This is a genomic window from Micromonospora sp. NBRC 107095 (genome assembly GCF_030269705.1).
In the GTDB taxonomy this organism is placed as follows: Bacteria; Actinomycetota; Actinomycetes; order Mycobacteriales; family Micromonosporaceae; genus Micromonospora; species Micromonospora parva.
Map to the genome: position 1 here is coordinate 807,695 of NZ_BSTU01000002.1, position 21,856 is coordinate 829,550.

Annotated in this window: 18 protein-coding genes; 11 read left to right on the forward strand and 7 right to left on the reverse strand. The window is 72.0% G+C overall.

Annotated elements, in window-relative coordinates; translation table 11 throughout:
• Positions 1 to 17 precede the first annotated feature (17 nt).
• Together pafA and QSK15_RS16140 are read left to right on the forward strand one after the other, a co-directional pair.
• Positions 18 to 1,376, forward strand: a complete 1,359-nt coding sequence (gene pafA, locus QSK15_RS16135) for a Pup--protein ligase (RefSeq protein ID WP_030332925.1) — start codon at positions 18 to 20, stop codon at positions 1,374 to 1,376.
• A 79-nt stretch (positions 1,377 to 1,455) separates the two neighbouring features.
• Positions 1,456 to 1,659: a hypothetical protein gene (locus QSK15_RS16140; RefSeq protein WP_030332927.1), complete on the forward strand. Its 204-nt coding sequence runs from the start codon at positions 1,456 to 1,458 to the stop codon at positions 1,657 to 1,659.
• A gap of 139 nt (positions 1,660 to 1,798) precedes the next feature.
• On the opposite strand, the gene QSK15_RS16145 is transcribed toward QSK15_RS16140, so the two are convergent.
• Both QSK15_RS16145 and QSK15_RS16150 read right to left on the reverse strand, forming a co-directional pair.
• Positions 1,799 to 2,884 carry a DUF3866 family protein gene (locus QSK15_RS16145; RefSeq protein WP_285794986.1) on the reverse strand — a complete coding sequence of 362 codons (1,086 nt, stop codon included), beginning with the start codon at positions 2,882 to 2,884 and terminating at the stop codon, positions 1,799 to 1,801.
• 49 nt (positions 2,885 to 2,933) lie between these two features.
• A complete protein-coding gene (locus QSK15_RS16150) occupies positions 2,934 to 3,938 on the reverse strand; it encodes a cation diffusion facilitator family transporter (protein ID WP_285794987.1) in 1,005 nt (334 codons plus the stop codon).
• Positions 3,939 to 4,055: 117 nt separating this feature from the next.
• On the opposite strand from QSK15_RS16150, the gene QSK15_RS16155 reads away from it, so the two are divergent.
• From QSK15_RS16155 to QSK15_RS16180, 6 genes are all read left to right on the forward strand, one after another.
• Positions 4,056 to 5,054 carry a helix-turn-helix transcriptional regulator gene (locus QSK15_RS16155; RefSeq protein ID WP_285794988.1) on the forward strand — a complete coding sequence of 333 codons (999 nt, stop codon included), beginning with the start codon at positions 4,056 to 4,058 and terminating at the stop codon, positions 5,052 to 5,054.
• On the forward strand, positions 5,051 to 6,106 hold the full coding sequence (locus tag QSK15_RS16160; protein ID WP_285794989.1) for a helix-turn-helix transcriptional regulator: 1,056 nt from the start codon (positions 5,051 to 5,053) through the stop codon (positions 6,104 to 6,106). The genes QSK15_RS16155 and QSK15_RS16160 overlap by 4 nt, the downstream gene beginning before the upstream one ends.
• Before the next feature lie 10 nt (positions 6,107 to 6,116).
• On the forward strand, positions 6,117 to 6,362 hold the full coding sequence (locus tag QSK15_RS16165; RefSeq protein WP_030332934.1) for a hypothetical protein: 246 nt from the start codon (positions 6,117 to 6,119) through the stop codon (positions 6,360 to 6,362).
• 159 nt (positions 6,363 to 6,521) lie between these two features.
• On the forward strand, positions 6,522 to 6,836 hold the full coding sequence (gene tatA / locus QSK15_RS16170) for a Sec-independent protein translocase subunit TatA (protein WP_285794990.1): 315 nt from the start codon (positions 6,522 to 6,524) through the stop codon (positions 6,834 to 6,836).
• Between the two features lie 18 nt (positions 6,837 to 6,854).
• Complete coding sequence (gene tatC / locus QSK15_RS16175) at positions 6,855 to 7,805, forward strand: twin-arginine translocase subunit TatC (RefSeq protein WP_285794991.1); 951 nt, start codon at positions 6,855 to 6,857, stop codon at positions 7,803 to 7,805.
• Positions 7,806 to 8,084: 279 nt separating this feature from the next.
• Positions 8,085 to 8,969, forward strand: a complete 885-nt coding sequence (locus QSK15_RS16180) for a diacylglycerol kinase (RefSeq protein WP_285795141.1) — start codon at positions 8,085 to 8,087, stop codon at positions 8,967 to 8,969.
• Here the strand turns inward: QSK15_RS16180 and QSK15_RS16185 are convergent.
• Both QSK15_RS16185 and QSK15_RS16190 read right to left on the reverse strand, forming a co-directional pair.
• A complete protein-coding gene (locus QSK15_RS16185; RefSeq protein ID WP_285794992.1) occupies positions 8,932 to 9,849 on the reverse strand; it encodes an EamA family transporter in 918 nt (305 codons plus the stop codon). The genes QSK15_RS16180 and QSK15_RS16185 overlap by 38 nt on opposite strands.
• Positions 9,850 to 9,930: 81 nt before the next feature.
• The gene (locus QSK15_RS16190) at positions 9,931 to 10,689 is read right to left on the reverse strand and encodes an HAD family hydrolase (RefSeq protein WP_285794993.1); all 759 of its coding nucleotides are present in this window, start codon (positions 10,687 to 10,689) and stop codon (positions 9,931 to 9,933) included.
• Between the two features lie 86 nt (positions 10,690 to 10,775).
• On the opposite strand from QSK15_RS16190, the gene QSK15_RS16195 reads away from it, so the two are divergent.
• On the forward strand, positions 10,776 to 13,577 hold the full coding sequence (locus tag QSK15_RS16195) for a DEAD/DEAH box helicase (protein WP_285794994.1): 2,802 nt from the start codon (positions 10,776 to 10,778) through the stop codon (positions 13,575 to 13,577).
• A 164-nt stretch (positions 13,578 to 13,741) separates the two neighbouring features.
• On the forward strand, positions 13,742 to 14,626 hold the full coding sequence (locus QSK15_RS16200; protein WP_285794995.1) for an MHYT domain-containing protein: 885 nt from the start codon (positions 13,742 to 13,744) through the stop codon (positions 14,624 to 14,626).
• Positions 14,627 to 14,656: 30 nt separating this feature from the next.
• Here the strand turns inward: QSK15_RS16200 and QSK15_RS16205 are convergent, their stop codons facing one another.
• The 3 genes from QSK15_RS16205 to QSK15_RS16215 all read right to left on the reverse strand — a co-directional run bounded on the left by QSK15_RS16205 (position 14,657) and on the right by QSK15_RS16215 (position 19,106).
• A complete protein-coding gene (locus QSK15_RS16205) occupies positions 14,657 to 15,541 on the reverse strand; it encodes an endonuclease/exonuclease/phosphatase family protein (RefSeq protein WP_285794996.1) in 885 nt (294 codons plus the stop codon).
• A gap of 132 nt (positions 15,542 to 15,673) precedes the next feature.
• Positions 15,674 to 16,612: an SMP-30/gluconolactonase/LRE family protein gene (locus tag QSK15_RS16210; RefSeq protein WP_285794997.1), complete on the reverse strand. Its 939-nt coding sequence runs from the start codon at positions 16,610 to 16,612 to the stop codon at positions 15,674 to 15,676.
• A 160-nt stretch (positions 16,613 to 16,772) separates the two neighbouring features.
• Positions 16,773 to 19,106: a beta-L-arabinofuranosidase domain-containing protein gene (locus tag QSK15_RS16215; RefSeq protein ID WP_285794998.1), complete on the reverse strand. Its 2,334-nt coding sequence runs from the start codon at positions 19,104 to 19,106 to the stop codon at positions 16,773 to 16,775.
• A gap of 633 nt (positions 19,107 to 19,739) precedes the next feature.
• On the opposite strand from QSK15_RS16215, the gene QSK15_RS16220 reads away from it, so the two are divergent.
• The gene (locus tag QSK15_RS16220; protein ID WP_502889606.1) at positions 19,740 to 21,572 is read left to right on the forward strand and encodes a family 43 glycosylhydrolase; all 1,833 of its coding nucleotides are present in this window, start codon (positions 19,740 to 19,742) and stop codon (positions 21,570 to 21,572) included.
• Positions 21,573 to 21,856: the final 284 nt, after the last annotated feature.

Below are 21,856 nucleotides of genomic sequence, written 5' to 3' on the forward strand. Positions count from 1 at the left end.
GCGGCTAATGTCACACCATGGAGCGGCGAATCTTCGGCCTCGAGACCGAGTACGGCGTCACCTGCACCTATCGCGGGCAGCGGCGGCTGTCCCCGGACGAGGTCGCGCGGTATCTGTTCCGGCGCGTGGTGTCCTGGGGCCGGTCGAGCAACGTCTTCCTGCGCAATGGGGCCCGGCTCTACCTGGACGTCGGGTCGCATCCGGAGTACGCGACACCGGAGTGCGACTCGGTGACCGATCTCGTCGCCCACGACCGGGCCGGCGAGCGGATCCTGGAGGGCCTGCTCGTCGACGCGGAGAAACGGCTGCACGACGAGGGCATCGCGGGTGAGATCTACCTGTTCAAGAACAACACCGACTCGGCCGGCAACTCGTACGGGTGCCACGAGAACTACCTGGTCTCCCGGCACGGCGAGTTCGGCCGGCTTGCCGACGTGCTCATCCCGTTCCTGGTGACCAGGCAGTTGATCTGCGGCGCCGGCAAGGTCCTGCAGACCCCCCGCGGCGCGGTCTACTGCCTCTCGCAGCGGGCCGAGCACATCTGGGAGGGCGTCTCCTCGGCGACCACCCGCAGCCGCCCGATCATCAACACCCGCGACGAGCCGCACGCCGACGCCGAGCGCTACCGGCGGCTGCACGTGATCGTCGGTGACTCCAACATGAACGAGGTCACCACGCTGCTCAAGGTCGGCACCGCCGACATCGTGCTGCGGATGATCGAGGCCGGGGTGGTGATGCGCGACCTGTCCCTGGAGAACCCGATCCGGGCCATTCGGGAGGTGTCGCACGACATCACCGGGCGGCGCAAGGTGCGGCTGGCCAACGGCAAGGAGGTCAGCGCCCTGGACATCCAGCAGGAATACCTCGCCAAGGCCACCGAGTTCGTCGAGCGACGCGGCGGCGACCAGGCCGCCAAGCGGGTCGTCGAGCTGTGGGGGCGGGTGCTCAACGCGGTGGAGACCGGTGACCTGGAACCGGTGTCCCGGGAGATCGACTGGGTCAGCAAGCTGCGGTTGATCGAGCGTTACCAGCGCAAGCACGATCTGCCGTTGTCGCACCCCCGGGTGGCGCAGATGGACCTGGCCTACCACGACGTGCGTCGCGGCCGGGGCCTCTACGGGCTGCTGGAGCGCCGCGGTGACGTCGACCGGGTGGCCACCGACCCGGAGATCTTCGAGGCCAAGGAGACCCCGCCGCAGACCACCCGGGCCCGGCTGCGGGGCGAGTTCATCCGGCACGCCCAGGAGAAGCGCCGCGACTTCACCGTCGACTGGGTGCACCTGAAGCTCAACGACCAGGCGCAGCGCACGGTGTTGTGCAAGGACCCGTTCCGGGCGTACGACGAGCGGGTGGAGCGGCTGATCGCCAGCATGTGACGGGTTGCCGGTCCCGGCGGCGTGCTGCGCCGACGGGGCCGGTCGACCCGGCGCGCCGAGCGGTTAAGCTGAGCGCGCCATGACGACATCTGGACCTTCCGACCGTTCCGAGCGCCCCGAGCGCGGCACCGAGCGGCAGAACTGGGTCGAACGCCGGCGGGAGAAGATCCGCGCCGAGATCGACCGTAACCGGCGCGGTGACTACACGGTGCCGACCTGGGTGCTGGCCCTGGCCCTGGCCCTCATCGTGGGCGGCTGGCTAGCCCTGATCTTCCTCGCCTAACCCGCCCCCACCCTGCCGGCCCCGCACGCCCCGGCCCCCGCCGTCGCCTGCGTTGATCATGAGGTTATTGCCCCGACACGCCGAGGCGGCGGGCAATAACTTCATGATCAACGGGGGGGGGGTCGGGGGTGGGAGGCAGTTAGGGGAGGAGGGTTGTGGCGTGGCGGCCGGCGGCGGCTGCGGACAGGAAGTAGGCGTGGTCGGCGTCGAGGCCACGGCCCATGGTGGACAGCGGCACGGCGCTGGCCCGCAGCGCGGCGTCGAGACCGTCGGTGCGCACCGGCACGATCCGGTGCCGGGCCGCCAGTGGCGCCAGCGCCGCGTGCACCTCGGCCGCGAGCGACGGCGCCAGGTTCTCGGGCACCACCAGCTCCGCCGGGGCGAGCGCCACCCGGCCGTACGCGGTGAGGCTGTGATGGGACACGCCCCGGTGCCGGGGACGGGGGTCGGCGTCGGAGATGCGCAACGACCCGACCGGCCGCCCGCCCAGCGTGGCGACCGCGTTGACCGCCTCGCCGACCGCGACACCGGAGAAACCCCAGCGGGTGCCGGTGCCCAGGTTGCCCGGCCCCTGAGCCACGATCGCCAGGTCCGCGTGGAGCACGTGCCGGGCGGCGAGCAGGCCCCCGTGCACCGTGGTGGCCTCCAGGTCGCCGCCGAACGCCTGCCCGACGGTGATCGTGCCGACCAGCTCGGACCGCAGCCCGGCGAGGGTGCGGGAGAACCAGGCGGGCAGCGCGCCACCGTCGGTGAGCAGGTACGCCACCCGCGCCCGCGGCGCGTCGGCCCGGATGCCGGCCAGGATCGCCGGCAGCGCCGAGTGCAGATCAGCGGTGACCACCGGCAGGCCGTTCAGGTCGTCCACGTCGGCCAGCACGTCGCGGTGCGGGGACGCCTCCTCGTCGACGCCGAGCAGGATCGGCTGCAACGGGGTGTAGCGGGCCTTCACCAGGTGCCCGGCGTCGCGGGTGTCGGAGACCTCCGGCGGGTCCGGGGGCAGCCGGTCCGGCAGGGCGACCACCAGGGCGTACCCGCCGGTGCCCAACCCCATCAGCAGCGCGCCGGCGTTGAGCAGCACCCGGTCGCCCGGCTCGGGCGTGCCGACCAGCTCCGGGTAGGCCAGCGCGCGCATCCGTGTGCCGTCGGGCAGGTCGACGTCCAGCTCCACCGCCCCGGTCCACTGCCGTCGCAGCGTCGCCACCGTCCCCGTACGCCATCGCACCATGACGGGCACGCTAGCCGCGCCGGCCCGGCGGTCCGCGCCCGGGTGCGGTTCAGGTCGACTCGGCGCCGCCGGCGTCCGAGCTCGGCCGGGCCTGGGTGTGCCGGGCGGTGCCGGTGGCCCCGGGCAGCGAGCGGGTGGGGTCGAGGAAGACGAACCGGATCTCCGGGTAGCGGCCGGTGAGCCGCCGTTCGGCCTCGTCGGCGGTGGTCTCGATCTGCGCGCCGGTGGCCTCGTCGCGGAAGTCGACCTTCGCGGCGACCAGGATGTCGTCCGGGCCGAGCTGCATGGTCAACAGGGTGTCGATGCGCTCGACCTCGGGCAGTCCGGCCAGCTCCTGCTCGATCTCGCGGCGCAGCCGCTCCGGCACGGCACGGCCGACCAGCAGCGACAGGTTGTTGCTGGCGAGGATCCCGGCGACGGTCAGCAGCAGCAGGCCGATCAGGATCGACGCCACGCCGTCCCACACCTCGTCGCCGGTGGCGTGCGACAGGCCGACGCCGAGCCCGGCCAGCACCAGACCGATCAGGGCCGCGCTGTCCTCCAGGAAGACCGCCTTGACGGTGGTGTCGGCGGTCAGCCGCAGAAACCGCCGAGGCGTGGTCTGCCACCGTCGCGACTCGCGGCGGACCTGGCGCACCGCCCGGGCCAGGGAGATCGACTCGATGACGAACGACACAGCGAGCACGATGTACGAGATCAGGTAGTCGCCGCTGTGCTTGTGCACCAGGATCGTGGTGACGCCGTGGGTGACGGCGAAACCGGCGCCCGCGACGAACGTGAACATCGCCGCGAAGAACGCCCAGACGTAGCTCTCCTTGCCGTACCCGAAGGGATGTCGTTGGTCGGCGGGCCGGGCGCCGCGGCGCAGCGCCTGGAAGAGCAGCACCTCGGTGGTGGTGTCGGCCACCGAGTGCGCCGCCTCGGAGAGCATCGCGGCGGATCCGGAGATCACCCCGGCGATCAGTTTGGCCACCGCGATGGCGAGGTTGGCGGCGCCGGCGACGACGACGGTGCCGACGCTCTCGCTCGCGGGCCTGGCCTCCGGTGCCGACATGAGGATCACCCTATGACCGCGGACGGCGACGCGCCGGGGGAGGCCCGATCCGAACATGTGTGCGGCACGCCCGCGTGGGTGCACGGTGTGGGCGCGTCGGCTGCTAGCGTCTACCGCGTGTCGCGGACCCGCACCGAACGCCTGGTCAACCTGGTGATCTGCCTGCTGTCCACGCGACGGTTCCTGACCGCCGCGCAGATTGCCGCGACCGTGCCCGGTTACGAGCACGATCCTGACGACGCGCGCGACCACGAGGCGTTCCAGCGCAAGTTCGAACGGGACAAGGCCGAGCTGCGCGAGCTGGGTGTCCCACTGGAGACCGGCACGGCGAGCGCCTTCGACGCCGAGCCCGGCTACCGGATCGCCCACCGCGAATACGCGCTGCCCGACATCCTCCTCGAACCGGACGAGGCCGCCGCGGTCGGCATCGCCGCACGACTGTGGCAGCACGCCGGGCTGGCCGCCGCCGCGTCGTCCGGGCTGGCCAAGCTGCGCGCCGCCGGGGTGGACGTGGACCCGCAGGCGACCCTCGGCCTGGAGCCGATGGTCACTGTCGACCCGGCGTTCGCGCCGCTGACCGCCGCCGCGCGGGACCGCCGCGAGGTGGGCTTCGACTACCGGGTGCCCGACCGCGACGCGCCCAGTCGGCGGCGACTGCAACCATGGGGCGTCGTCTGCTGGCGCGGCCGGTGGTACGTGGTCGGCCACGACCAGGATCGGGAGGCGACCCGCTGCTTCCGGCTGTCCCGGGTCGTCGGCGCGGTCCGGGTGACCGGCGCCCCCGGCGCGTACGAGCCTCCCGCCAACGTCGACCTGATCAGCCACGTGGCCCGCTGGTCGGGTCCGGTGGAGCGCACCGGCCGGGCCACGGTGCTGGCCGCGCCGGGACGGGCCGCCGGGCTGCGCCGCTGGGCGCTGGAGGTGACCGCCGGTCCGGACGGCGACCGCCTGGTCCTGCCGTACGCGGACCCGGACGGGTTGGCCGGTCATCTCGTCGGCTACGGCCCGGACGTACGGGTGCTGGACCCACCGGAGGTCCGCGAGGCGGTCATCCAACGACTCAAGGAGATCGCCGTGCGCCACGACGAGCTGGCCGTGGGCGGAGGTGCCCGGTGACCCGCCCGGCCGCCCGCACCGGTTCCCGCGCGTCCGCCGACCGGCTGGCCCGACTGCTCAACCTGGTGCCCTACCTGCTGGCCCGGCCCGGCATCGAGATCGCTGAGGCGGCCGGTGACCTGGGCGTCACCGAGCGCCAGCTCCGGGAGGACCTGGAGCTGCTCTGGGTGTGCGGGCTGCCCGGGTACGGCCCCGGTGACCTCATCGACATGGCGTTCGACGGTGATCGGGTGACCATCACCTACGACGCCGGGATCGACCGACCGTTGCGGCTGACCCCCGACGAGGCCCTCGCTCTGGTGGTGGCGCTGCGGATGCTGGCCGAGACGCCCGGGGTCGCCAACCGGGAGGCCGTCGAACGGGCCCTCGCCAAGATCGAGGCCGCGGGTGACCTGGTCGGCGCCCCGGTTGCGGTCCGGTTGCCCGGCGACACCCCGCGGGTCGAGGCGCTTCGCGCCGCCGTCGAGGGCGGGAAGGCCCTGCGGATCACCTACTACACGGCCGCCCGGGACGAGACCACCGAGCGCGTCATCGACCCGCTGCGGATGCTCATGGTCGGCGGCCGGGCGTACGTGGAGGCGTGGTGCCGGCGTGCGGAGGCCGTCCGGCTGTTCCGCGCCGACCGGATCGACGCGACCACCGAGTTGGACGAGCCGGCCACGGTGCCGCCGCAGGCCGTGCCGCACGACCTCACCGAGGGCGTGTTCCGCCCGTCGGCCGACCTGCCGCTGATCACCCTGCGGATCGGCCGGGGCGAGCGGTGGATCACCGAATATTATCCGTGCGAGCGGGTCGAGGCCGGCGACGGCGATCAGTGGCTCGTCTCCCTGCGGGTCACCGACCTGGGCTGGGCCCGCCGGTTCGTGCTGGGCCTCGGCCCGGAGGTGACGGTGGTCGCCCCGGTCGAGTTGGCCGAGCAGGTCCGGGCCACCGCCGCCGCCGCGCTGGACGCGTACGCCGTGCCCGCGCCCCCGGCCGTGCCCCGGCCGTCGGAGGCCGACGCGCAGCGCGCGCCGTCGGGCGACCCGGCGGTGGCCGGCCGCACCCAGTAGGCTGACCGCCGTGCTGATCTGGATCGTCCTCGCGGTGGTGCTGCTACCCCTCGTGGTGCTCGCGTTGGCCGTGCGCCCGGTGCTGGCCCGGTTGCCCCAGCTGCGCCGCGCGGCCGTGGCGTTGCAGCGGCGTGCCGCTGAGGCCGAGGCGCTGCGGGACACCGCCGAGGCGTTGCAGCAGCGCGCCGAGGACGTCCAACGTCGACTCGACACCACCTCCCGGCGGCTCGCGGTGATCAAGGCCAAGCGCGGCTGATCGGGCCCGCACCTGGCGGTGGTTGACGGATCATCGCGGGTTGGTCAAGACTTCACCCTCCCGGCCAAACCACCACCACCCAGCGGGTGGCGGGCGGCCGATCCGCACGTACGATGGGCTGCGTACCACCCCTCGGACACAGAGCGACTGGAGCTTCTCATGGGTGCCCTCAAGCCGTGGCACATCGCTGTTCTCGTGGTTGTGCTGATCCTGCTCTTCGGTGCGAAGCGGCTCCCCGACGCGGCCCGGTCGCTGGGTCGGTCGCTGCGGATCATCAAGGCCGAGACGAAGAGCCTGCAGGACGACGACCGCGACCTCGCCGAGAAGGCCGACGCGCAGGCCGGCTACCAGCCGCTGCCGCCGCACACCGGGCAGCAGGCGCCGTACGCCGGCCAGCCGCAGCAGGCCCCGTACCAGCAGGCCCCGCCGCAGCAGCCGGTCGCCGACCCGGTGCACCGCGTCCGCGACAACTGACCGAAGGGCCCCACTCCCGTGGCCTTCGCCCTGCGTAAGCGCGGCCCGAGCAGCTTCGAGCGGGCCGCCGACGGCTCGATGACGCTCATCGAGCACGTCCGCGAGCTGCGTAACCGTCTCTTCCGCGCGTCCGTGGCGATCCTCATCGGGTTCGGTCTCGGTGTGTGGTTGGCCAAGCCGGTGCTGCACCTGCTCCAGCAGCCCTACTGCGATCTGCCGCAGGCCAGGTACGTCGACGGCAAGTGCGAGTTCGTCCAGCTCGGCCCGGCCGACCTGTTCCTGCTCAACCTGAAGGTCGCGCTCTGGGTCGGGTTGATCGTCGCCGCACCGGTCTGGCTCTACCAGCTCTGGGCGTTCATCGCGCCCGGCCTGCACCGGCACGAGCGCCGCTACGCGTACTTCTTCACCGCCCTCGCCGCGCCGCTGTTCGCCGCCGGCGCGGTGCTGGCGTACTTCGTCACGGCCAAGGGCCTGGAGTTCCTGCTCAGCATCTCGGACAGCGAGATCAGCACCACCCTGGAGATCACCAAGTACATCTCCTTCGTCACGAACCTGATCCTGTTGTTCGGTGTGGCGTTCGAGTTCCCGTTGATCGTGCTGATGCTCAACTTCGTGGGCATCGCCAGCGCGAAGCGGCTGCTCAGCTGGTGGCGGGTGGCGATCTTCGTGTTCTTCGCGTTCTCCGCCGTGGTCACCCCCACCCCGGACCCGTTCGGGATGACCGCGTTGGCGCTCTGCCTCTCCGCGCTCTACTTCGGCGCCGTCGGCATCGCGTTCCTCAACGACAAGCGGCGTGGGCGGGGCAAGGAGATCTACGCCGGCATCGACGACGACGAGGTGTCGCCGTTGGAGTTCGACGCGGACCCGGTCGTGGCCGGGCAGCGGGTCGACTCGGCCGCGCCGATCGGGGTGCCGGAACCGGTCGCCCCGCCCGCACCGATCGAGCGGCGCTACGACGACATGACCTGACGGCCCCGCGCCGACCGGTCCACCGACGCCGCCCCCGGGTTCCCGGGGGCGGCGTCGTCGCGTCACCGGCAGCGTCGGCAATGGGACCTTTGGTGACCACGCCTGCCCCCGGTGAACGGCGGGTGTCCGACCGGTACGGTGCTGCCCGTGACCGCTGACGATCACCTGCCCGCCCCGGTCGGTGGACCGACCGACGGTGCCCCGCTCGCCGGTGGACCGACCGACGGCGGACCGACCGACGGTGGACCGGTCGACCGCGCCCCGCTCCCCGGTGGCCCGCTGGCCGTCCTCACGAACCCGACCGCCGGTCGCGGACGGCACCGTACTCTGCTGCCCCGGCTGTTGGACGGGTTGGCCGTCGCCGGGCGGCCGGTCCGGCTGCTGCCGGCGTCGAGCCCCGCCGAGGCGGAGGCGGCGTGCCGGGCCGCCGTGGCCGACGGCGCCGGTGCGTTGGTGGCGGTCGGTGGGGACGGCACCGTGCACCGGGCGTTGCAGGCGGTCGCCGGCACCGACGTGCCGTTCGGTCCGATCCCGGCCGGCACCGGCAACGACTTCGCGCTGGACACCGGTTTCCCGGCCGACCCCCTCGCGGCGACGGCGGTGATCGCCGAGGCGCTGCGCGACGGCCGCAGTCGACCCGTCGACCTGGCCCGGATGGTCGGGGTCGACGGCGTCGAGCGCTGGTACGGGGCGGTCCTCGCGGCCGGGTTCGACGCGATCGTCAACGAGCGGGCCAACCGGATGCGCTGGCCACGCGGCCCGCGCCGGTACGACCTGGCGATCCTGGTCGAGCTGGCCCGGCTGCGCCCCCGCCGCTACACGCTGCGCCTCGACGGGGTCACGCACGACCTGGACGCGGTGCTCGTGGCGGTGGGCAACTGCCCGACGTACGGCGGTGGAATGCGGATCTGCCCGGACGCGGACCCGACCGACGGGCTGCTCGACGTGGTGGTGGCGGGTCGGGTCGACCGGCGGACCCTGGTCCGGGTGAAGCCGCGCATCTATCAGGGCACCCACGTCAGCCACCCGCTGGTACGCAGCTTCCGGGCCCGCACCGTGGAGGTGGCCGCCGAGGGCATCACCTCGTACGCCGACGGGGAACGGTCACTGGCCCTGCCGGTGACGATCAGCGCGGTCCCGGCCGCCCTGCGGCTGCTGCGTTGACCCGGACCGCGCCGATGCTCGCCGCGATGACCAGCACGATGGCGACGCACTCCAGCACTGTCAGCGCCTGCCGCAGCACCAGCCACCCGGCGAGCGTGGCGACGGCCGGGCCGAGGCTCATCAGCACCGCGAACGTGGCGGTGGGCATCCGCCGTAGCGCCAGCAGCTCCAGGGTGTAGGGCAGTCCGGAGGCGAGCACCGCGAGGGCGACGCCGAGCGCCAGCACCGGCGGGTCGAGCAGCACCGCGCCGCCGTCGACGATGCCCAGCGGCAGGGTGACCACCGCGGCGACGGTCAACGCCAGGGCCAGCCCGTCCGCGCCGGGAAAGCGGCCGCCGACCCGTGCGCTCAGCACGATGTACGCGGCCCACATGGCGCCCGCGCCGAACGCGAAGGCCACCCCGACGGGGTTCAGCCGGTCGAAGCCGCCCTGCCCGAGCAGCGCCACCCCGGCCAGTGCCAGCCCGGCCCAGCCCCAGCTGGCCAGCCGTCGGGCGGAGAACACCGACAGGGCGAGGGGGCCGAGCACCTCAAGCGTCACCGCCGGGCCCAGCGGAATGCGTTCGATGGCCTGGTAGAAGAGTGAGTTCATGCCGGCCAGCGCCAGCCCGAACGCGCCTGCCGCGAGCCAGGCCGAGCGGTCGTGCCCGCGCAGTCGGGGCCGGCACACGACGAGCAGCAGCACCGCGGCGATGGTCAGCCGCAGGGTCACCGCGCCGGCCACCCCGGTACGCGGGAACAGCAACGCGGCCACGGCGGCACCGAACTGCACCGACAGCGCCCCGCCGAGCACCAGTCCCACCGCGACGACGCCACCGCGCCGGGTGGGTGGCGCGTCGGCCGGTGGTGGCGTGGGCAGCAGGATCTCGGTCACGGGCACGACGGTAGGCGTTGCGCCCGGGCCACAGTGCGGCGGTGTCCACCTCAGTGACCAGCGGGGCGCGGGTCGGGCCGGTGTCGCTCAGCCCGGCAGGGCGAGGTCGAGCACCGCGCCGAGGCCGTTCTCCCGACCCGGCTCGGCGGCCGGGAGGACCAGCACCGAGCAGCCGGCGGCCACCGCGCCGGCGTCCGCGGGTGTGTCACCGACCATCAGGGTCTGCTCCGGGTCGACGCCCAGCATTCCGCAGGCCCGCCAGAAGATCGCCGGGTCAGGTTTGCACCGCCCCACCTCGTACGAGAGGACGAACGCGTCGACGAGGTCGGTCAGCCCCCAGGTGTCGAAGTGTGGCCGCAGGTCGAAGCCGATGTTGCTGACCACCGCCACCGGCACCCCGGCGTCGCGCAGCGCGGTCAGCGTGGGGGCGGTGTCGGCGTACGGTTGCCAGCCGTCGGCGGTCAGCAGCCGCTCGTAGAGCGCGTCGGCGAAGCCGTCGATGCCGGCGTCGACGGTCTCGGCCAGCCCGGTGTACGCGCCCCGGTGGGCGTGTTGGTAGAGGTCCCGGTCGGCCCACAGTTCGGCCAGTCGGGGTGGCACCCGCGCCGGCAGTGGCCCGCCGGCGCGCCCGGCGGTCAACAGGCGGTCGGCCAGCGAGGTGGCGCGGACCCGGTCCAGGGTCACGCCGCACGCCGCCGCGGCCTCCAGCACCCACCGCTGGGGGTCCTCCACCTGGGCCAGGGTGCCGTGGAAGTCGAAGAGCACCGCCTTGACCGGGCGTCGGGACGCCCGGCGCTCGGCGGTGCCCGGCGGACTGGTCTGGGGCGGTTCGGCATGGTCCGGCACGCCGTGCACCCTACCGACCGCCCCCGACCGCCCCTCCGGACGGCCTTGTGGGGTGCTGTGACTCGGCACGCACTAATCTTGGTGCCATGTCGAGCCCCGCCGAGCGGTACGCAGCGGCGCGCCGCAAGGCCGCACAAGCCGCACAGTTTCCGGCGTTGGACGAGTTCGCCCTTGAGCTGGGGTTCGACCTCGACGACTTCCAGCGGGAGGCGTGTCAGTCGCTGGAGCGGGGCAGCGGTGTGCTGGTCTGCGCTCCCACCGGCGCCGGTAAGACGGTGGTCGGGGAGTTCGCCGTGCACCTGGCGTTGCGCGGGCGGCCCGACGACCCGGTGCCCGCCGCCGACGCGGCGACCCCAGCGGCGCGGCGCAAGTGTTTCTACACCACGCCGATCAAGGCGTTGTCCAATCAGAAGTACCACGACCTGGTCGCCCGGTACGGCGCCGAGCAGGTGGGCCTGCTGACCGGTGACAACGCGATCAACGGCGACGCGCCGGTGATCGTGATGACCACCGAGGTGCTGCGCAACATGCTCTACGCGGGCTCCAGCACCCTGCAGGGCCTCGCGTACGTGGTGATGGACGAGGTGCACTACCTGGCCGACCGGTTCCGCGGCGGGGTGTGGGAAGAGGTGATCATCCACCTGCCGGCCTCGGTCACCTTGGTCTCGTTGTCGGCGACCGTCTCCAACGCCGAGGAGTTCGCCGACTGGCTGGTCACCGTGCGCGGCGAGACCGCCGTGGTGGTGAGCGAGCACCGGCCGGTGCCGTTGTGGCAGCACATGCTGGTCGGCAAGCGGATGTTCGACCTGTTCCACGACGCTGACGCCGCCCGCAAGCACGACGTGCACCCGGAGTTGCTGCGCTACACCCGGGAGACCGTGCGGCGGCTGGAGTTGGGCGAGGGGCGCAGCGCGGGCCCCGGTGCCGGGCGTCGTGGCCCGCGCTGGCGTGGCCCGATGCGCCCCGACATCGTCGACCGGCTGGACCGGGAGGGTCTGCTGCCGGCGATCCTGTTCATCTTCAGCCGGGCCGGGTGCGCCGCCGCGGTGCAGCAGTGTCTCGCCGCCGGGTTGCGGCTCACCTCGGCGGAGGAGCGGGCCGAGATCCGCCGGGTCGTCGAGTCTCGGGTCACCGCCATTCCTGGGGAGGACCTGTCGGTCCTGGGCTACTGGGAGTGGCTGGACGGTCTGGAGCGCGGCCTGGCCGCCCATCACGCGGGCATGCTGCCGGTGTTCAAGGAAGTCGTCGAGGAGTTGTTCGTCCGTGGTCTGGTCAAGGCGGTCTTCGCCACCGAGACCCTGGCGTTGGGCATCAACATGCCGGCCCGCTGCGTCGTCCTGGAACGGCTGGTGAAGTACAACGGCGAGGCGCACGTCGACCTGACCCCGGGGGAGTACACGCAGCTCACCGGGCGCGCCGGCCGCCGTGGCATCGACGTGGAGGGGCACGCCGTCGTCGTGTGGTCCCCGGAGACCGACCCGCGGCACGTGGCCGGGTTGGCGTCCACCCGCACCTACCCGCTGCGTTCCAGCTTCCGGCCGTCGTACAACATGGCCGTCAACCTGGTCGGCACTGTCGGCGCGGAGCCGGCCCGCGCTCTGCTGGAGTCGTCGTTCGCCCAGTTCCAGGCGGACCGGTCGGTGGTCGGTCTGGCCCGGCAGGTGCAGCGCAACACCGAGACCATCGAGGCGTACGGCGCGGAGGCCGCCTGCCATCACGGCGACTTCGACGAGTACTTCGCGCTGCGGGTGGCGATCGCCGAGCGGGAGAAGGCGATCGCCCGGCAGGGGCAGACCCAGCGCAAGGCCGCCGCGGTGGCCTCGTTGGAGCGGCTGCGCGTCGGTGACGTGATCCGGGTGCCGTCGGGCAGGCGGGCCGGTCTGGCGGTGGTGCTGGACCCGGCGACCGGCGGGTTCGGTGAGCCCCGGCCGCTGGTGCTCACCCAGGACCGTTGGGCCGGGCGGGTCAGCCCCGGCGACTTCACCACACCGGCCGAGGTGCTGGCCCGCATCCGGGTGCCCAAGCACTTCAACCACCGGTCACCGGCCGCCCGGCGGGATCTCGCCGCCGAGGTCAGCGGCACCGGCCTGGACCGGCACGGCGGCCGGCGCGGAGGTCGTTCGCGGCAGGTGACCGGCGAGGACCACCGGATCACCCAGCTGCGCACCGAGCTGCGCCACCACCCCTGCCACGCCTGCCCGGAGCGCGAGGAGCACGCCCGCTGGGCGGAGCGGCGTCGGCGGCTGGAGCGCGACACCGAGGAGCTGCGCCAGCGGGTCAGCGGCCGCACGGGGTCCCTCGCCCGGACGTTCGACCGGATCGTGGCGTTGCTGACCGAGCGGGGGTACCTCGCGCGCGACGGCGCGGTCACCGACGCCGGTCGGATGCTGGGCCGGATCTGGACCGAGGCGGACCTGCTGGTCGCCGAGTGCCTGCGCCGGGGGGTGTGGAACGGGCTGTCGCCGGCCGAGCTGGCCGCCGCGGTGTCCGTGGTGGTGTTCGAGGCGCGCCGTGACGTCGACGAGCGGGCGTCGCTGCCGCGCGGACCGGTGGCCGACGCGGTGGACGAGACGCTGAAGCTGTGGGGGGAGATCGAGGCCGACGAGGCGGCGCGCGGGCTGACCGCGACCCGGGAACCGGATCTCGGATTCGCCTGGCCGGTCTACCGGTGGGCCCGGGGTGAGGCGCTGGCCAAGGTGCTCGGCAGCGGGCACGAGATCGATGGTGAGATGCCGGCCGGTGACTTCGTCCGGTGGGCCCGCCAGGTCGTCGACCTGCTCGGTCAGATTGCCGACTCCGGTGGTGCCAGTGCGGAGCTGCGCTCTACGGCTCGACAGGCTATAGCGGCCGTCAATCGGGGCGTTCTCGCGTACCACACGTCCGCCTGACGGTAACCCTGCGTCACCTGCGGCGGTGAATCGACGCAGCGGACGGTCACCGCAAGGGCACCCCCGGGAACGCGCCGGGGGGCCTATTGCGCCTGATCACGGCACCCCTGATCATTGCCGAGGCGTCGTGTTGACGGGCCGGTAACGAATGGGGGGAAGCCGCCGTGGCGGAGATCAATCACTTTGAGTACGGGTGGATCACGCCCGCGTTGAGTTACGCGCTGTCCGTGCTCGGATCGATCCTCGGTCTGGTTTGCGCCGGGCGCATCCGCACGGCGCGAACGAGCGGTCAACGCGCGTGGTGGGGTCTGTTGTCAGCCTGGGCGCTGGGTGGCACCGCCATCTGGGCCATGCACTTCATGGCCATGCTCGGCTTCGCCGTCGAGAACACCCGGATCCGCTACGACGTGCCGCTGACCGCGGCCAGCACGGCCATCGCCGTGGTGGCGGTCGGTATCGGCCTGGCCATCGTGGGCACCGGCCGGCTCAATCCGGTACGCCTGATCGCCGGCGGCCTCTTCACCGGTGTCGGCGTGGCCGCCATGCACTACACCGGAATGGCCGCCATGCGCCTCAACGGCAGCCTCGGCTTCGACACCGTCCGAGTGGTGCTCTCGGTGGTCATCGCCGTGGTGGCGGCCACCGTCGCCCTCTGGCTCGCGATGACGGTCCGGCGGGGGGTCGTGGTGTTCGCGTCCGCGCTGGTCATGGGGATCGCCGTCAACGGGATGCACTTCACCGGCATGAGCGCCCTGTCGGTGCACCGCCACGAGGGGTCCGGTGAGGTGACCGGCACCGGCGTGAGCACCCTGCTGGTGCCGATCGTGCTGGCGGTGATCTTCGGGGTGGTCGGTCTGCTCTACGCGCTGCTGGCCGCTCCGACCGACGACGACCGGGCCGCCGCCGCGTACCTGGACGGGCGGCGGGTCTCCGCACCGCAGGCACCGACGCCCACCGCCGCTCCCGACCCGGTCGGGTTGCGGGCCCGCTCCACCCTCGGCCAGCCGGGGACCCCGTTTCCGTCCCGCCGGGACGCGCCGCCGCGCTGACGCCGCCCGGCCCGGCCGGCGCGGCGGCGGTCAGGTCGGCCGGCGGCTGCGGCCGATGGTGAGGGTGGCCAGCAGCCCGGGGTGGTCTGTCGCCTCCTGCATGGGCACCACCGTGCGACAGCAGATCGTGATGTCCGGGGTCGCCGTGATGTGTTGCAGCCGGCCGTCGTCGATGCGCTGATGGCCGGTCGGTGTGCAGGTCCGCACGTCGGGGTCGTGGCCGGCGCGCAGGTTGAGGTCGCCGGCCAGCACGGTGGGCAGGTTCCCGGCGTCGCGGCTGATCCCCGGCAGGATGACGTCGAGCAGGTGGTGGCACTGGGTGAGCGCGACCCGGTAGCCGCTGGCCGACAGGTGCGTGGTGCAGGCGAGCAGGGCGCCGTCGGCGTCGACGCAGAGCCAGGCCCGTTCCTCGGGGTCCGCGAGGTCCTGCGTTGGATGGGTTCCGGCGTACACGGTGCCCGGGCTGGCCGCTGCCCGCGCGTGGGTCAGCAGCCCGATGCCGAATCGTTGGCCGTCGCGGCAACGGGTGTCGTTGCCGCTCGGGCGGTCACCGGCGGCCTGGAACGCGGCCACGACGGTCCGGCCGGGGTGGACGGTCTGGAACACGCGGCGCAGGACGGCAAGGTCGTTCGCGCAGATCTCGTTGAGGGTGACCAGGTCGGGCGTCTCGGCGGTGATCACCTGGGTGGCCCTGGCCATCGCCCGGCCGGTGTAGCAACCGGCGCGGCCACTGTTGCAGAGGTTCATCTGCAGCATCCGCAGCACGGTGACCTGCGGGGCGTCCGTGGCGTCGGCGGGCGCGGCCCGCAGAGCGCCCGGTCGTGCGGCTGGCGCCGCGGTCGGCAGCGCGGCGACGGCGAGGAGGCAGCCCACGGCCAAGGCTCGGCGCAGGAAACGGTTCGAACGGGCGGCCACGCGGACTCCGGGATGCACGAGGCGACAGTCGTCGCCGAGGTGCCAGTGATCCTACTGGCGGTCCACCGGCGGTGGAGATCCAGAGCGGCGACCCGAGGGGGCACCCGCGTGGCGCGTACCCCCTCGGGTCGCTCAGCGGGCGCGGACCGCGACGACCGTGTACGGCGTGGTGGCGGTCGGTGGTGTGGTGAACCGGGCGTTGGGCAGGTAGAGCCGGCCCAACGCCGCGGCGACGGTGGTGGGCACGTCGAAGTTCGGGTCGGTGATGGTGCCGGTGAGCGTTCCGGCGGTGCCGGCGTGGTTGAGCCGGACCACAGCGATCAGGTTGAGGCGGTTCTGCACGACGTAGAGGGTGCGGCCGAGCAGCAACAGTCCATCGCCGTTGGTGAAGGTGTGCCCCGGCACGTCCACGACGGTGCTCGCGCCGGTCGCCTTGTCGACCCGGTACAGCGTGCCGGTGGTGGACTGGACTACGATCAGCGCCCGGCCGTCCGGTGTGGTGGTGATGCCGTTGAGGTTGACGCCGGTGCCGACCTGCTCGTACGCGCCGGTCAGGGTGATCGTGGTGACGGCGTCGGCGGGCGGCAGCGCCCCGCCGCGCCCGAACGGCAGCCGGTACAGCACCGGCCGGTTCGAGTCGGTGAAGTACGCGGCGTCGCGGGTCAGGATGACGTCGTTGACGAACGTCGGGGCGGTGGCGAACTGGTAGCGGGCCAGCACCTCGCCGGTGCGGGTGTCGAGCACACGGGCGTCGCCGGCCGTGCCGCCGGAGACGAACAGCCGGCCACGGGGGTCGACCTTGAGACCGAGCGACGGGGTGCCGGTGGCCGCGCCGATCGTCGTGCCCCGGCCGGTGACCAGGTCGACGCGCTGGATGGCGCCGGTCGCGCGGGAGCCGAAGTAGGCGTACCGGCCGGCGGTGGCGATGCCCTCGGGCTGGAACCCGTCGGGGAGGGCGAGGACGGCCGGCGGCGGCCCGGCGGGGTGCGCCTGCGCCGGCGCGACGGCGACGGTGGCCAGCAGGGCGGCGGTGATCGCGCCGACGAGTGTGGTGCGCAGGGGGCGGTTCACTGTGCTCCTTCCGGGCGGAAGCGGCACGAGCCGACACGTCCGCCACGTTCACTGGGGCCAGGACCCTCCCCACTGTACGGCCGCTGCCGGGTGCCCGCCCGGCGTCACCGGCGCGGCCTTCGGGTGACCGCGCCGGTGAGCCCGGGGGGTGGGGCGGATGTCAGGCGTTGCGGACGAGTCTCCACCGGTTGTCCGCGCTGCCGTTGTCGGAGTCCTGCACGGCCTGCGCTCCCCAGGCGGTCGACCCGTTCAGGATTCCCAGTAGCTTGTTGCTGTTGACGTTGCGGATCTTGTAGGAGCCGTCGCCGTTGTCCACCAGGATCCACCGGTGGTCGGCGGTGCCGTTGTCGGCCCACTGCAGGACCCGGGCGTTGTCCGCGGTGGACATGTTCTCCACGCCCAGGACCTTGCCGCTGTGGACGTTGCGGAACCGCACCGCGTTGCCGTCGGTCACCATCACCCAGTTGTGGTCGGCGGTGCCGCTGTCGCCCCACTGCACGGCCAGCCCGCCGTCGGCGGTGGACATGTTCTGCACGCCGAGGACCAGGCCGGTGCCGACGTTCACCAGGCGGTAGCTGCCGCCGGTGCCGCCACCACCGTTGGTGTTCCAGTAGACCGTGTAGTTGTAGCCGTGGGCGTCGTAGAACGGGGCGAGGTTCACTGTGGACCCGTTGGCGCTGGCGGTGAACGCGAGCGAGCTGGTGCTGGTACGCGCGATCGAGGAGACGGTCAGTGCGGGCAGGCTGCTGAGCGCGGTGTTGCCGTAGTTGCCGGCCAGCACCGTCGGGCCGTACGTGGCGGCGGCGACCGAGGCGTTGTCGTTGGCGGCCCGCATGACGACCTGCATCGGCAGTCGTACGGTGAGGGTGTCGCCGGCGGCCCAGGTGCGGGTGACAGTGGCGTAGCTGCCGGGGTTGGTGGCGACGTTCTGCACGGTGCCGTTGACGGCGATCGTCGCGCCGCTGGTCCAGGACGGGATCCGCACCCGGATGCTCCACGAGCCGCTCATCGTCCCGGACAGGGTCAGGGTGCTGGTGTCGCTGACCGGGTAGCTGGTGGCCTGGGTGACGGTGATGCCGCGCTGCGTCCAGTTCAGCACCGACGGCGCGAACAGGTTAACGCTCAGTGTGGTGCCGTTGTAGAAGTAGATGGAGTCCATCAACCTGGTGTTGATCTCCAGGCCGGTGCCCTGACAGCACCAGAACGAGTTGTAGTCGGTGCTCCAGGTGCCGCCGCCCCAGGCCGGGCCGACCCCGCGACGCCCGCCCGGGCGCAGCGGGGTGAAGTAGGTGATGTGGCCGTGGCTGTCGGCCGGGTTCTGCCCGCCGATCAGGTGGTTGATCAGCGCGCGCTCGTAGAAGTCGAAGTAGTCGGTCCGGTTCGGGTCGAGCAGCCACAGCTCCCTGGTCAGCTTCAGCATGTTGAACGTGTTGCACTGCTCGCAGGTGTCGTTGCTGAGGTAGCCGGCGATCGCGTTCGGTGCCCGGAAGTGCTCCGCCTGGCTGTTGCCGCCGATGGCGTAGGTGTGCGCCCCGACGGTGATGTTCCACGCGTTGCTGGCGATGTCCCGGTACCGGGTGGTGCCGGTGGCCTTGTACTCGCGGGCCGCGCCGATCCACTTGGGCACCTGCGTGTTGGCGTGCAGCCCGTTGAGCTGGTCCTGGTTGGCCGCGAGGGGGTTGAACACGGCGGCGTGGTCGAACCGCTGGGCGGTGGTGAGCCAGCGGGAGTCGCCGGTCTGCTGGTAGATGTCGGTGAGCACGTCGTTCATGCCACCGAATTCGGTGCCCAGCATCGACTGCATCTGGCTGGAGCTGAGTCGGCTCGTGCGGCTGTCGACCCAGCCGGCGAGGGCCAGCAGGACGGTGCGGGCCTGCGTGTTTCCGGTGTAGCGCCAGACGTCGAGCAGCCCGGCGAGGGTCTTGTGGATGCAGTAGTACGGCACGTTGCCGTTGGACAGCGTCCGGGCCTCGAGCGCGGTGAAGTCGGACTCGGGGAAGCCGGAGAGGTAACCCGCGCCGAACCCGGCGGCCGAGTTGTTGGCCTGGCACTTGGCCAGCTCGGCCACCATGTAGTTGGCCTTGTCCCGGCAGGTGGTGTCGCCCAGCACCGCGTACGCGTACGCCCAGGCGCTCAGGAAGTGCCCCTGCATGTGGGTCCGGAACGGGAAGTTCGGCGCGTCCCAGCCGCCGTTGGTGGCGGCGCCGTTGGTGGAGAGCCGATGGTTGGCCCGGAAGTTGTAGAGCATCCGGTCGACGTCGACGAATCGCAGGTAGTTGAGCGTGCGGTTCTGGTTGTCCATCCACCGGCCTGCGGTGAGTCGTACCTGACCGGGGTCGAACGGGTACGCCGAGACCCCGATGTCGGAGCGGGCCGGGGGCACGATGGCGGCGGACGCGCTCCCGGGCGCGACGGCGGCGCCGGTCGCGGAGAGCACCACTGTGGCTCCGGCGGCCTGAAGCAGGTGGCGGCGGCTGAGGGGCGGGGGTGGCATGGGGAACCTCCAGGTGGCCGGTACGTCGGGGCCGCCATCGATGGCGGCGGGTCGTCAGCGGTGAACTGCCGACGACGGGTGCGGTGCGGCTGATGGGGACGCGGTCGCTGTGGACGCCGGGTGCCCACCCCTGACGCTTATCGCGGCACATCGATGTGATCGCTAACATAGTTGGTCGTTAACATGCCCGCAACCCCCGGATCGACCCGCCGGCCCCTCCGCGCGGCGACCTGGTTCGGGGGGTGTCGGGCTGGGTGGCCGCAAAGGTCCGAAACGGACACCGGCCCGGCTTCGGGCCAGCAAAATGTGACCCTGTGTGACGGATGGCGATGGATGAAGAGCGGGCGTCCGCCCGTTGACGCCCGTCGTGTCGCTCAGTACGGTGCATCGTAAATCTTGGATGTCAACGTCGATACATCAGAGCTGCGATGTGGTTACGACGGTCATCCCGCGTCTCGTAAAAATCCAGGTCAGGCGGGGAGGGAGGCGTCCGACAGTAGCTGTTAACGCTAACACGGCCGCCGGTCGTGCTGCTCGGCGTGCGCACAGCAGAGTCCGATCGGGCAGCAGTCAGGGCAGCGGTGGCCCGCCGAGTCAGACATCGCGCACGGCACACTCTCTGTGGGAGTAATCGTGAAGGTGCAAGATCGAACCACCACCCGGGCCAGGCGCGCCATCGCCTGGCTGGCGAGCATGCTCTGCGTCCTCGCCCTGTTCCCGGGCACGGCCACTGCCGACAACCCCATCGTCCAGCACATCTACACCGCTGATCCGGCGCCGATGGTGCACGACGGTCGGGTGTATCTCTACACCGGGCATGACGAGGACGGGTCCACCTACTTCACGATGCGGGAGTGGCGGGTGTTCTCGTCGGCGGACATGATGAACTGGACCGATCACGGCTCGCCGATGAATTTGGCGACGTTCGCGTGGGCGGACGCCAACGCGTGGGCCGGGCAGGTCATCGCGCGTAACGGCAAGTTCTACTGGTACGTGCCGGTGCGGCAGCGCTCCAACGGGCAGATGGTCATCGGGGTCGGTGTGGCGGACAGCCCGACCGGGCCGTTCCGGGACGCGCTCGGCCGGCCCCTGGTCGGCAACAACGAGATCGACCCGCACGCGTTCATCGACGACGACGGCCAGGCGTACCTGTACTGGGGGAACCCGGGGTTGTGGTACGTGAAGTTGAACCCGGACATGATCTCGTTCTCCGGCAGCGCGACGCGCATCCCGCTCACGACGGCGGGGTTCGGCACCCGTAACGGCAACGCGAGTCGGCCGACCCTGTACGAGGAGGGGCCGTGGGTGTTCAAGCGCAACGGCCTGTACTACAACGTGTTCGCCGCGGAGTGCTGCTCGGAGTTCCTCGCGTACTCGACGGCGACCGGGCCGACCGGGCCGTGGACGTACCGAGGAACGATCATGCCGCGGCAGGGCGGTAGCTTCACCAACCATGCGGGTGTGATCGATTTCCAGGGTGGTTCGTACTTCTTCTATCACAACGGGGCGTTGCCCGGCGGCGGCGGTTACACCCGCTCGGTGGCGGTGGAGAAGTTCACCTACAACAGCAACGGCACGTTCCCGACCATCAACATGACCACCACCGGCGCGCCGCAGATCGGGACGTTGAACCCGTACGTGCGTCAGGAGGCCGAGACGATCGCCTGGGGCTCGGGGATCGAGACCGAGGCGTCCAGCGAGGGCGGGATGAACGTCGGCTGGATCGAGAACGGCGACTACATCAAGGTCAAGGGTGTCGCGTTCGGAGCGGGCGCGACATCGTTCAGCGCCCGGGTCGCGTCGGCCACCAGCGGCGGCCGGATCGAGGTACGCCTCGACAGCGCCACCGGACCGACCGTGGGCACCTGCACCGTCGGCGGCACCGGCGGCTGGCAGACCTGGACCACCAGCACCTGCGCGGTCAGCGGCGCAACCGGCACCCATGATCTGTATCTCCGCTTCGCTGGCGGGAGCGGCAACCTGTTCAACATCAACTGGTGGCAGTTCAGCGGCACCGCCGGTAGCGCCAGCCTGCTCACCAACGGCGACGTGGAGAACGGCACGACGGGCTGGGGTGTGCACGGCAGCGGAACGCTCGCCCGGAACACCACCGTCGCGCACGGCGGCGGCGGGTCGCTGTCGATCACCGGCCGCACCGGCGCGTGGAACGGCCCCGGTCAGGACGTGACCGCCCGGCTCACCAACGGCAAGAGCTACACCACCAACGTCTGGGTACGCGCGCAGAGCGGCACCCCGTCGGCGAAGGCGACGCTGTCACTGACCGGCGGCGGCACGACGAGCTACCTCCAGCTGACCCCGGCGGTGGGGGTGACCGTCAACGGCTGGACGCTGCTCACGGGCACCACGACCGTGTCGTGGAGCGGCACGCTGTCCAATGCCACCTTCTACGTGGAGACGGCGCAGGGCACCGACAGCTTCCTCGTCGACGACGCCTCGTTCCAGTGACCGGCGCTGCCGGAGCCGTCCGTCCCGCGGCTCCGGCAGCACGCCGAAGCGCCCCGCCGGCTCGACCGCGACGACCCGGCCTCGGCCCGGCCGGTTACGACTTGACGAACGGCATGTTATCGCTCACAGTCGATGGTTGAGGGCGGCCGCACCCGTGGTTCACCGGGCGAACCTGCTGTGGCCCCTCGGAACGCGACGTCCGCCCAGGGCATGCCGGACGTCGGTTCAGGATTCCCCGCACTGCTAACCGCGACGGCGACCGCTGCTGTCGTCTCCGATGTCGC